The organism is Thiomicrorhabdus hydrogeniphila (assembly GCF_054656895.1).
This window is the reverse complement of record NZ_BAAHXL010000001.1, coordinates 654,329-666,336: the sequence shown is the minus strand read 5'-3', so window position 1 is coordinate 666,336 and position 12,008 is coordinate 654,329. Positions and strand designations below refer to the sequence as shown.

Genomic DNA, 12,008 nt, shown 5'->3' with positions numbered 1-12,008 from the left:
ATTGCAGTTATTATCCGAATCCGCGAGTTAAATTAATGCAAATTTCAAAAAAAGCACAAATGTAATAATGCATTAAAAATAACTTTGAGCCATTTAATCCAAAAGAATTGCGATGTTTGCAATCTACAATATTGAAGCGCGAGGTTTTCGAGATAATTAGAAACTCTAAAATGTGTACATTCACTCCACGAAACAGAGCATATGGGTTCTCATAAAAATATTGCTCAAAGTAAAACAGTGATCATACAAGCTAGCATTAATTAAAAGTAAATAGCACAGGTTTAGATATGTATTGAAAAATGCTTCATGTATATGAAAATGCCTAAATCTTTCATTCTTTTTAATTTATGAGACATCCTGTAATCACCTTACCTATTGATCCCCCAATACAAGCCGCCTACTACCTCATTAAGATACACAAAGTAATTTAACTGCCTTTATACATAACAATTGTCCTAGTTACCCTTAATGACCTTCTGGCTTTTACTATTGAAGGTGGCAATCAAATTGCTTTTGTAAAAAAGAAAACAGTACAAGATGCCATGTAACCATCGTCAACCAACAAGATCACCTCGGTCAAGAAACGACCCCTAACTCAAAACCATGCTAGAAATTACTCTATTAAGCCTGTGAGGATAAACAAGCTACATGTTATTAACTCGTTTACAAAGCAAATAACAAAAACCAAAACAAATTTACCCTGTGATTACATAATTAGAACAGACACAGTACATTCCAGACCAGGTAGATTATTTTTCTGACACAAAAAAGCCCGCTCTTAATAAATAAGTGCGGGCTTTAAAATATGGTGGCTACACCGTAATCCAAACAAAAACGATTTCATAGGGTTTATAGGCCATTTTTTAGCCTATTTACTGAAATCGTATACAAATTGTATACAGAGCACCTAATTTATTCGATATTTAATATAAAGTGATATATGACCTATCATTAACGACTTATAACAAATAATTTGTTATAAAGCCCTCATACTCTAACCACACGCCACAATGTGATTACTTTTTCACAAAGTAATGCTCTTTACCACTTTCATCAATAATGACTGGAACTCCATTATTATTTGATGCTGGTAAATAGAGGTAAAACGTCATATTTGTTCTTTTTTGAACCATAATCGCCAGAACTTCTTTTAAGGTCTGAGTGTTATCTACTATGTACCCTAAATCTGTTTTTGGATCATATTTTTCAAATTCAATAAATCTTACCTTGCCTAAATCCAATCCTTTTTCAGATTGGTTAACAGGTTTAAGAAGGGTTGGAAAAGACTCATAAGATAAATTGTATGTGAAGTCATAACCTCCACTAGAAACCAAAAGACAATCTCTTTTTTCTAGTGAACAATTATTACCATCAATGTAATACCTTCCATCAACCAACTTTACTTCTTTATCAATACCAAGTTTTTTATAGGCCTCATTATAAGAACTTAAAAAATCATCATTAACCGGCCAAATATTTTCATGATGCTTATAATCTTCTTCACGGAAAGTGACTATAAAGTTAGGCTTATTAAGTTTGTTGTAATCGTCTTTATACTGAGTAAAGGCATCATTTTGTAAGATACCAAGAGAAACCAACCCTCCAATACCCCCAGCCATATAATTTATAATATGACGGCCAGAAGAAGAATTGAATTTTTGTAAAAGGCTTTCTGGAACACCGATTTTTGCAGTTTCTGGTGAATTACCATCAACTAAATATTCAGTATGATTTTTAACGCCAGCAATTTTCATTAATTGTTTAGCATCAGAATCTCCAGTTTCTTGTTTAATTGTTTTAACACCGCCACAACCCACTAACGAAACAGCCAACAACGCCGCTCCTGATATTTTTAAAATATTTTCAAAGTAATAACTATTCCATGGAGAATAAGGTCTAGTACCCTTTATAATTTTTGCAACCATTCTCATTCCCCCACTGACACGCTCTCTTAAACAAACTTAATCCTTTAGTTTTGTCTCTCTGCACGCCACCTTGACCGTTATAGTAAATGACACCTAAATTATTTAGCGCATTTGAAAAACAAACGTTATCATCACTGGTACGATCTGGATTCTCTATTGTAGCTATGTACCATCTAACTGCCAGAGAATAATTTCTTGTTACTCCATAACCATGTTTATATAAATCGCCTAAACGAGCTTGTGAACAGATTTCGTTGTGTTTTGCTGCCTTCTTATACCATTCAAAAGATTTCTTAGCATTTTTTTCAACTCCTCTTCCTTTATCGTATAAGACACCTAAGCTAGCTTCAGCAAAGACAACACCTTGTTCTGCTGCTTTTTTATACCACTTAAATGCTTCATCGTAGTTCTGTTTAACCCCATCACCTTTATCATACATAGCCCCTACATTATTCTGGCTTAATGAATGTCCTCGGTCAGCTGCTTTTTTAAACCAGCGGTAAGCAACAGCTGAATTTTGAGAAACACCAACTCCACGATGATACATATCACCAATTAAAAACATAGCTGTTAAGTCATCCATCGAAGCCGCTTTATTATAAAACTTCATAGCTTTTGTATAATTTCGTTCTACAAATTTCCCTTCAAAATAAATAATACCTAGCTCAATGGTTGCCTTTATACTTTGCAGCGCAGCGGCAGATCTAAAGTGTTTTATAGCAACTTGGTGATTTCCTAAATTTTGATTTAAAACCGCTATTTTATATTCATAATCAGACTTTGCTAACGTACCTTTTTCATAAGCTAATTGAATTCTTTTAGAAATTTCTTCTTGTACCAACTGCTTCAACTTAGGCATATATGCAAACTGTTGCAACAAAATATAACCATTATCATTTGTGAGCTCAAGATTAGCTCCAGCCTTAATTAAAAATTTTGCAAAATCAACATCATGATATTCAGTTAAAAAGGATAAAGCGACTAAGCCATCAATATTGATTACATTAATATCAGCACCCAACCTAATAAGCTCCTTTACAGAAGCTAATTCACCGTTCTTAACAGCTAACATCAAAGGAGTTACATTATTGCTATCAATATCATCTAGATCGTAACCAGCACCTTTAAAAAAGCTAATTAAGGATGTTTTTTTATTCGTAATAGCATAATGCACAGGATACCTAGATTCATTTTTTCGAACCATTCTAGTACTTATATACCCTCTACTCTCCATTTCTTTGAGACTATCAAGATCGTTGTTTTGTATAGCTTCTAAATATCGCTCTTCATACAAAAGATTATTATCGTTTTTTACTGAGCTACTTTTACCACAACCGAACAAAAATAATGTAGTGATAGCTATCAAAAAAAGTTTAAAAAAATGCATCAATAGGCTCCAAAATTTGATTTTAAAACCAACTTTTAGAAACAAGGGGATTCAAAACTACAAGATTAGCTTTGAGCAACCTGGCAATCTTACTTCTTTGTAAGACCCATGGCTTTCCGTCCTTATTTCACAATAAGTTTGGCCGTTGATTTGATTACGCTATAAAGCGTACTTGACTCTTATAATACACATTTTTTTAAAAAAAATATTTTTTTAACAATTTATTTTGAAATTATTTTTTTAGGCGTTTTCTTCTAACTGACTAGCAATGTATTCGAGTATTTCATCAATTCTCACTGTATCAACTTTATCATTGAGATTTCGATAATAATCTAATCTTTTCAATAACCGTGATTTTTTGCGCACAACATCAAAAAGACTATCAAATTCAGAAATCACATTCCACTCTGATTCAAAGGCTCCCGTAAAACTACTCTGTGTGTACCCTAATCTTTTGTTGTATTTTAAGTACCTACCTTTAATTTTTTTTCGTTTAGCCTCAGATAAATGTATTGCTTTATTCCTAACAGAGTAATCTTTCCAATAGATATAAACACCATCATTCTTAATCGTAATGGAAGGGTAAAACTTGGGAATAAAATCATTATTCCGTGCCACAATTTTAATCACCTCCTCATATTGTTCGTACAATAGTAGCGCAACGTTATATAGTTCAACCTGTTCAATCTCTTGGATTTCAATCAACATTTCATTTAATTCTTTTTCTTCTAATACTGTAGTGGTCTAATAAAACCGGACACAAACTTAGGTGATAAAATTCACCTACAGAAAGAGGTGTTCAATGAAAAAATCAAGACGCAATTACACGCCCGAATTCAAACATGAAGCAGCAAAACTAGTTTTAGATGAAGGCTACACAATAAGTGAAGCCTGCCGTTCTCTTGGCGTGGGCGATACTGCTTTAAGACGATGGGTGGAGCAACTCAATAATGAACGAGGTGGCATAACGCCTACCAGCAAAGCTCTTACACCCGAACAACAACGCATCCAAGAGCTTGAAGCTCGTATAAAACAACTTGAACGAGAAAAATCCATTTTAAAAAAGGCTACCGCTCTCTTAGTGGCGGACGAAATCAAACCTATGTACTGATTGAGGCATTAAGAGAGCATGAGCCAGTGGAATTACTTTGCAAACTCTTTCAAGTACCCAAATCATGCTTTTATGAACATAAGCAACGCCATAAAAAAAATTGATGTTGAACGCCTGAAATTGCGTGCTGTCGTAACTGAAAAGTTTACGCTAAGTCGTCATTCAGCAGGTAGTCGAACCATTAAAGCCATGCTCAATGAAGACGGTATTACCATTGGCCGTTTTAAAATCCGTCGGCTTATGAAAGAATGTGGACTGAACTGTAAACAACCTGGTTCTCATTCCTACAAAAAAGTAACAGAAGAACGTCCAGATATACCAAATAGGTTAAATCGAGAATTCGATGTTGAAGAACCGAATCAAATATGGTGTGGTGATATAACCTACATATGGGTTGGTAACCATTGGAGCTATTTAGCGGTAGTCATCGACTTATACTCTCGTCGAGTAATTGGTTGGGCTATGTCAGAACGGCCAAACACCTCATTAACCCTAAAAGCATTAGACCACGCTTATAGCGAAAGAGGTCAACCTAAAGATGTCCTATTCCATTCAGATCAAGGTGTTCAATATGGGAGCTTGCAGTACCGCCAGAGACTCTGGCGTTACCAATTCAAACAGAGCATGAGTCGTCGTGGTAACTGTTGGGATAATGCACCAATGGAAAGAGTCTTTAGAAGTTTAAAAACAGAATGGATACCCACTACGTGGTATTGTTCGATTAACGAAGCACAAAAAGACATTAGTCGTTATTTAATGGATTATTACAACTGGAAGCGTCCCCATAGCTATAACGATGGAATTGCTCCAGCAGTTAAAGAAAAGGTTCTTAATTTATCGTCCGGAAATAGTTGACCACTACACCCTCCTTGTCTGTTATTTCCTCCTAGAAAGAAATGTATAGTTAAAATTTTGTATACAAGAAAAGCTTTTGATTTTGTGAAAACTCATTTTGTATACAAAAAATATACAGAAGGGCCCCTTTTTTCTCTATTTAATTCAGCAAAAAAAGTACAAAAAAAGTGTGTTTTTTAGACATAATTAAATTGACAAGCGATATATAGTTTTATTGTAAATAGGGGCGTTGGGAGAGAGGTGATATATAAAATAAAAGGAAATAAAAAAGCCCCAACGATGTGGGGCTTTTAAAATATGGTGGCTACACCGGGATTTGAACCTGGGACCCCATCATTATGAGTGATGTGCTCTAACCAGCTGAGCTATGTAGCCAAAATGTGCGCGTATTATAAAACCTAGGGGAAATATGTCAACCTAAACGACTGACTATTTGACACTTTTTTTACAGAGGGTCTTGTGTTTGTACCAGGCCTGGTAAATTAAGGTAATAAATTAAAGAGCCTTTAGTTTATAAAACCCAATTTTGTTGTTATTGGGAGCTTGAAGTCGCTCAAGACAAGGCAGAAAACTTGAGCTTACACATGTAAGTGATGATTTTCTAACGCCGTATTGGGTTAGCTGAAGCTCTGAGGAAGAGTAAAATTTTAAATTTAGAGTTTATTGTTTTCTAAGTAGGTGCTAGGCAAGGTAGGAAATGCGAGCTTACGAATTGTAAGTAAGCATTTCCTTAACGCAGAATAGTGTCTGCTTAGGAAGCAATAAAACTAAATTTTAGACGTTGAAGCGAAAGTGCATCACATCGCCATCTTGCACAATATATTCTTTACCTTCTAGACGTTGTTTACCTGCGGCTTTTGCCCCTGCGTCACCTTTGTTATCTACAAAATCTTGATAGGCAGTCACTTCGGCACGAATAAAACCTTTTTCAAAGTCGGTATGAATCACACCTGCGGCTTGTGGTGCTGTGGCACCTTTTTTAACTGTCCAAGCACGTACTTCTTTTACACCAGCGGTAAAGTAGGTTTGTAAACCAAGAATCTCATAACCGGCTCTAATAACACGGTTTAAACCAGGTTCATCCTGCCCCATTTCTTCTAAGAAATCAGCTTTATCTTCATCATCGAGTTGGGCTATTTCTTCTTCTAAAGAGGCACAAATTGCGACTACAGTGGCATTTTGTTCTTCAGCTAACGTTTTAACCGAGTCTAAAAGCGGGTTGTTTTCAAATCCATCTTCATTAACGTTGGCAATATACATCATTGGTTTAACAGTCAGTAAGTGTAAATCTCTTAATTCTTTAATCTCGTCATCCGATAAGCCCATTAAACGAACTAATTTACCTTCTTCTAGCTCTTTTAAAACTTTTTGCAGTATTGTCATGCGTGCAGTGGCTTCTTTATCACCACTTTTGGCAATACGTTGTACTTTTGCTATGGCTTTTTCGATGGATTCCATATCAGCAAAAATAAGTTCCATATTGATAATTTCAATATCAGAAAGCGGATCAACTTTACCTGCCACATGCACAATGTCATCGTTTTCAAAACAGCGAACTACCTGAACAATGGCATCTGTTTCACGAATATTTGCTAGAAACTTATTACCAAGCCCTTCACCTTTTGATGCGCCTTCTACTAGGCCTGCAATATCCATAAAGTCTACAGTTGCAGAGAGTACACGCTCGGGTTTTACAATTTCTGCTAATGCCTCTTCACGCGTATCGGGAACAGGGACAACACCTACGTTTGGCTCGATAGTACAAAACGGGTAGTTGGCTGATTCAATACCTGCATTGGTTAATGCATTAAATAGAGTGGATTTACCTACGTTTGGTAAACCGACGATACCGCACTTAATTGCCATGCTGTGTCTCCTGGGAACAGAATAATAATGAGATAAACGTTTAGTTAAAATAAATAAACGTTTAATTGTTATGTTTAAAACTTATGCTTTAGTATGCAGTTCTTGCATTGCGTTTGCTAGATTGCCTTTAACTAAATCAGGTACCACTCTAGTGGCCTCGTAACTCGCATCATCAATAAGCTGACGATCACTTTTTGAAGGATTTTTTAGCACGTAATCTACAACCAAATCTTTATGACCTGGGTGCCCTACTCCAATCCGTAAGCGTACAAAGTCTTTACCCATTGCTGCAATAGTGTCACGCAAACCATTGTGCCCGCCATGACCACCACTTTTTTTTAATTTGGCAGTTCCTGTTGGCAAATCAAGCTCATCATGAGCAACTAGAATTGATTCAACGGGGATTTTGTAGAATTTAGCTAGGGCTTGTATAGATTGACCACTACGGTTCATAAAGGTGGTTGGCTTTAATAGCCAAAAATCTAAACCGTTTGATTGAACCCGTGCCGCTAATCCTAGAAATTTGGTTTCTGGACGAAACTCTACACCGTATTGTCTAGCAATTTCGTCCACAAACCAAAAACCGGCGTTATGTCGGGTCTGTTCATACTTATCGCCTGGATTTCCCAGACCAACAATTAATTGAACAGATGACATAACGCCGGCTCTCTTTTCTGTCTTGAATAAAACGATCTTAATTTAGCAAGCTAAAGAAAAATCGTATTAAACATTACTTACGCTTAGGTGCGCCAATGTTAACAACGGCTTGGTCATAGTCAGCATTACCGTGAGATAGAGCTGTAATCACTACACCTTTAGGCATAACTAACTGAGAAAGACGCATACTTGTTGAAGCTTCCATTGCTGAAACATCAACTTCAATTTTAGTAGGTAAGTCTTTTGCTAAACAGCTTACTTCAACAGTAGACTGTAAGAAAGACATTAGACCACCAAGCTTAACACCAGGTGACTTAGCTTGACCAACAAATTGTAAAGGTACTTTTTTAGTTAATTTGTTATCTTTACCTGCGCGCTGTAAATCGATATGAGATACTTCACCAGTTGATGGATGACGCTGAATATCTTTAACAACACAAGACTCTTTCGCTCCACCGTTAACATCAATAGTTAAAACTGAGTTAAAGTTATCACTGTTTTGAAATGCTTTTTTAACGAAGTTTCCTGAAAAAGATACAGATACTGCATCTTTACCAGCACCATAGATAATTGCTGGTACTTTACCCGTATGACGAAGGCGGCGGCTCGCACCTTTCCCTTCTTCTGTACGGATTTCTGCTGTCCAATTTTGGCTCATTTGCTTTCTCCAAATATCGTAGTTTTATATTTTTAATATGGTTTAGAGATTAATTCTTAACCAAAACTACTGAATTAATAGGTTCTCACGTTCGCGACCAAACATGAGGGAAGCGGGCATTATACTTAAAACTCAACAATTTACCAGTATTTTTATCTGTTTTGCATACAAAATATTTAGCCTATAAAGTCATCTAAAGACTTTAGTAAGATTAAATAAAATGCCCTTTTAGAAACAAAAAAACACTCTTAAAGAGTGTTTTTAGTTACCAACTTCAGTAAATAGGTTGGTAATTTAGTGCTGCATTAACGCAGTAACAGATTCAGCTTTATTTACACGACGAATTGTTTCACCCAACATATTTGCGATAGACACTCGACGAATTTTGGAAGAACCTATTGTTTCAGCACTTTCAGGAATTGAATCAGTTACAACCAATTCTTTTAATACTGAATTTTCAATATTTTCAACGGCTGGGCCAGATAATACGGCATGAACAACATACGCAGAAACACTTTTAGCACCACGATCCATCAAGGCAGAAGCGGCTTTGCATAATGTACCAGCTGTATCGACCATATCATCAACAATAATACAATCATGACCTTCAATGTCACCAATAATATTCATAACCTGAGCAACATTTGCTTTTGGTCGACGTTTATCGATAATGGCCATATCGGCATTAATGGCTTTTGCAACGGCTCTAGCACGCACGACCCCACCCATATCAGGCGATACAATTGTGACATTATCCAAGTTATAATTTTTTTGCATATCCTCTACCAATAATGGCGAGCCGTAGATATTATCTACAGGAATATCAAAGAAACCTTGAATTTGATCTGAGTGCAAATCAACCGTAATCACACGGTCAGCACCAGCTGCTGTAATCATGTCTGCCGCTAATCGTGCAGTTATTGGAACTCGTGCAGAATAAGGACGACGATCTTGACGTGCAAAACCATAATAAGGTATTACCGCAGTAATACGGGCAGCAGAAGCACGTTTAAGTGCATCAATCATCACAAGCATTTCCATCAAATTGACAGCTGGTTCGGGTGTACACGTAGGTTGCAACACATAGACATCTTGTCCACGAACAGATTCTTTGATTTCGACCATGATTTCGCCATCACTAAAACGGCCAACATCAGCTTTACCTAATGGTAGGTCTAGATACTGTGAGATTTTTTCTGCGAGACTGACATTTGCATTCCCTGCAAATATCATGACATTTTTGTTAGCCATTTAAGGCGCTCCTGTTCGAGGAAAAAATGACTTGAGAATTCGGTAGGATATTGGCAGGGCTGGCAGGATTCGAACCTGCGGTACACTGGATCAAAACCAGATGCCTTACCGCTTGGCTACAGCCCTTTAATATCATTGTCGTTAAAGACAGGTGCGTATTATCCATTTATTTTTCATAAGTTCAAGTCTAATTTTAAAACTTTATTAAAAAAATAATTAATCCACATCCTTACTTTGTTGTTCCTAGTTCCAACTCATTGATTAAGTTCTGAACTCTGTCATTTTGTAAAAAATTCTTGTGATATTTTTTCCATAATGATTTTGCTCGGTTGACTTCTTTATTTTGCCAATAGGCACTGACTAGATGAATTAACACCTCATCATCTTCTTTAATTGAAAAAGCTTTATTCAGATACTCTAAAGACTTATCAAATTCTTTAACTTGATAATAATACCATCCCAAACTATCTAAAATGTAATAACTCTCTGGTTCTAACGATATCGCCTTATTTAATAGGACTTTTGCTTGGTCTAGTTTTATTTTTTGTTCAACATAAAAATAACCTAAAGCATTTAACGCATCAACATCATTATTATTAACCTTTAATATGGTTAATAAATTAGCTTCATAATTTTCATATTCTTTTAAATTATAAAAAATCAAAGACTCAGCTTTTAAGATTTCTAAATTTTCTGGTTCAATTTCTAAAGCCTTATCATAATAACTAATCGCTTTTGTAAACTTACCTTCTGCGGTATTAAAGATAGCATTAGCTCGTAATAGCTTTATTTTTTCATCGTCATTTTTTGGTGTTATTTTATTTAAGACAGCAAATGCTTTTGTAATATCTTTTTCAGAAAAATAGATTTCAGCCAAATGTAATTGTGAATCTAAAAAGTAATTGCCTTTTTCTATTTTTTCAAAGGCCTGTACGGCTTTTTTATTTTGATCACTTTCTTGATACAACACACCTAAATAATAATTAGCAACCGATTGATAGGCTTTATTTTCATTAATCAGGTTTAAGTTCTGCTCTGCCTGTTTAAACTTACTTCGCTCAATTTGAATTAAAGCTAAAGATAATCGTGATGTTAGCGCATTGGGTTGAGACTTAAGAATTTTTGTATAGCGTTCCTCTGCTGCGTCATATTGGGTTGCTTGAACCTCTAAGCGAGCAATGCGTTCTTGAATTAATAAATCTTCTGGATGCTTATTTGCATAAGGCGTTAACGCTTTAATTCCGTTCTCGGGTTGATTATCCATAAGATAAAGCTGTGACAACAGATTATAAAAAACGGGCAATGATTTTTCTTCATCATCACTAGGCAGAAGCGGTTGGGCTTTATGCATGGCAACAATACCCACTGCAGGGTTGCGATATACCGCTGAAACCATAGCTAAACCATAGAATGAAGCCCATTCATTTGGATATTTTTCTGTTAATGCTTGAAAAAACTCAGTTCCAGACTCTTTAGGTACCGTGCTTGACACTTTACTTGCCGCATTAATCAACTCTGAAGACAAGCTTTCATCACTTAAAGAACGATAAGTATCCCATTCTTCTAGCGCTCGAACGACCTCATTATGTCTTAATGTTAATAAGAATGAAGCGCGCCAAGCCACGGCTGATTTGGGTGAGACTTCTTTCCATAGAGCGGTGGCTTTTTCTATATTACTTACATTAAAACTTTCCATTGCAACTTGAAAAGTTCTTTCCGCTAAATTAGGATCTCGGGTTTTTAGGGCAAGTGGGTAAAGAACCTCAAAGGCCTGAGCTGGAAGCTTCTTTTGTACCATCATTTCTGCGGCCAAAATATTAAACATCGTTCTTGAGTCTAACTGTTCTGCATGACCAACCACCGCAGTCTGTTTACTATCGTCAGAATTTTCTTGTGTTAGAAGCGTGGCTGGGGAATCTTGATGATTTGCTTTTTGTTCATTGGATATTGAAGAGCACCCTGATATAAAGAGCGACCCACCCAAGACAGAAACAAAAATTGTATTTTTATTCAAAAATAAACGTTTAGCGGTATGCACAAACGTGAACGACTTTACTTTGCTATCTAACATTGATAACCATTTTTGAGTTTTTAATTCATTTAGATCCACAGTCTAAAGACCCTTGTCTTATTGCAATAAGTTGCTAGAGATTTATTCTAGGCGATTTAAAAGTAAATTTGCGAAAATCTCTAACCTTTTAAATATAAAGTAATACTTACAATTTTTAACTAGGGCAACTACCGCTCTTAGTTGAGTATATTTTTACCTCTAAAAAATAAGGTAAAAATACCCATTTA

At 35.9% G+C, this 12,008-nt stretch carries 8 protein-coding genes, 2 tRNA genes, 1 pseudogene and 1 riboswitch; of the genes and pseudogenes, 1 reads left to right on the top strand and 10 read right to left on the bottom strand.

Features of this window, described 5'->3' with window-relative positions; translation table 11 throughout:
- Window positions 1-1,016: 1,016 nt before the first annotated feature.
- From ACYQ0E_RS02775 to ACYQ0E_RS02765, 3 genes are all read right to left on the bottom strand, one after another.
- On the bottom strand, window positions 1,017-1,925 hold the full coding sequence (locus ACYQ0E_RS02775; protein WP_460186728.1) for a hypothetical protein: 909 nt from the start codon (window positions 1,923-1,925) through the stop codon (window positions 1,017-1,019).
- Window positions 1,897-3,312, bottom strand: a complete 1,416-nt coding sequence (locus tag ACYQ0E_RS02770) for an ankyrin repeat domain-containing protein (protein ID WP_460186727.1) — start codon at window positions 3,310-3,312, stop codon at window positions 1,897-1,899. The genes ACYQ0E_RS02775 and ACYQ0E_RS02770 overlap by 29 nt, the downstream gene beginning before the upstream one ends.
- Window positions 3,313-3,383: 71 nt before the next feature.
- Window positions 3,384-3,465, bottom strand: a riboswitch (cyclic di-GMP riboswitch).
- A gap of 87 nt (window positions 3,466-3,552) precedes the next feature.
- On the bottom strand, window positions 3,553-4,020 hold the full coding sequence (locus tag ACYQ0E_RS02765) for a hypothetical protein (protein WP_460186726.1): 468 nt from the start codon (window positions 4,018-4,020) through the stop codon (window positions 3,553-3,555).
- Window positions 4,021-4,114: 94 nt separating this feature from the next.
- Here ACYQ0E_RS02765 and ACYQ0E_RS02760 point away from each other — a divergent pair.
- Window positions 4,115-5,278, top strand: a pseudogene (locus ACYQ0E_RS02760) (IS3 family transposase).
- Between the two features lie 298 nt (window positions 5,279-5,576).
- Here ACYQ0E_RS02760 and ACYQ0E_RS02755 read toward each other — a convergent pair.
- From ACYQ0E_RS02755 to ACYQ0E_RS02725, 7 genes are all read right to left on the bottom strand, one after another.
- Window positions 5,577-5,653, bottom strand: a tRNA-Met gene (locus ACYQ0E_RS02755).
- Between the two features lie 399 nt (window positions 5,654-6,052).
- A complete protein-coding gene (gene ychF / locus ACYQ0E_RS02750) occupies window positions 6,053-7,144 on the bottom strand; it encodes a redox-regulated ATPase YchF (protein WP_460186725.1) in 1,092 nt (363 codons plus the stop codon).
- An 81-nt stretch (window positions 7,145-7,225) separates the two neighbouring features.
- Entirely contained in the window at window positions 7,226-7,801 is a 576-nt protein-coding gene (pth, locus tag ACYQ0E_RS02745; protein ID WP_460186724.1) for an aminoacyl-tRNA hydrolase, read from the bottom strand.
- Window positions 7,802-7,874: 73 nt separating this feature from the next.
- Complete coding sequence (locus ACYQ0E_RS02740) at window positions 7,875-8,459, bottom strand: 50S ribosomal protein L25/general stress protein Ctc (protein WP_460186723.1); 585 nt, start codon at window positions 8,457-8,459, stop codon at window positions 7,875-7,877.
- Window positions 8,460-8,753: 294 nt separating this feature from the next.
- A complete protein-coding gene (locus ACYQ0E_RS02735; RefSeq protein WP_460186722.1) occupies window positions 8,754-9,710 on the bottom strand; it encodes a ribose-phosphate pyrophosphokinase in 957 nt (318 codons plus the stop codon).
- A 51-nt stretch (window positions 9,711-9,761) separates the two neighbouring features.
- Window positions 9,762-9,836: transfer RNA gene (locus ACYQ0E_RS02730), tRNA-Gln, on the bottom strand.
- A 103-nt stretch (window positions 9,837-9,939) separates the two neighbouring features.
- The gene (locus ACYQ0E_RS02725; RefSeq protein ID WP_460186721.1) at window positions 9,940-11,820 is read right to left on the bottom strand and encodes a tetratricopeptide repeat protein; all 1,881 of its coding nucleotides are present in this window, start codon (window positions 11,818-11,820) and stop codon (window positions 9,940-9,942) included.
- Window positions 11,821-12,008 lie beyond the last annotated feature (188 nt).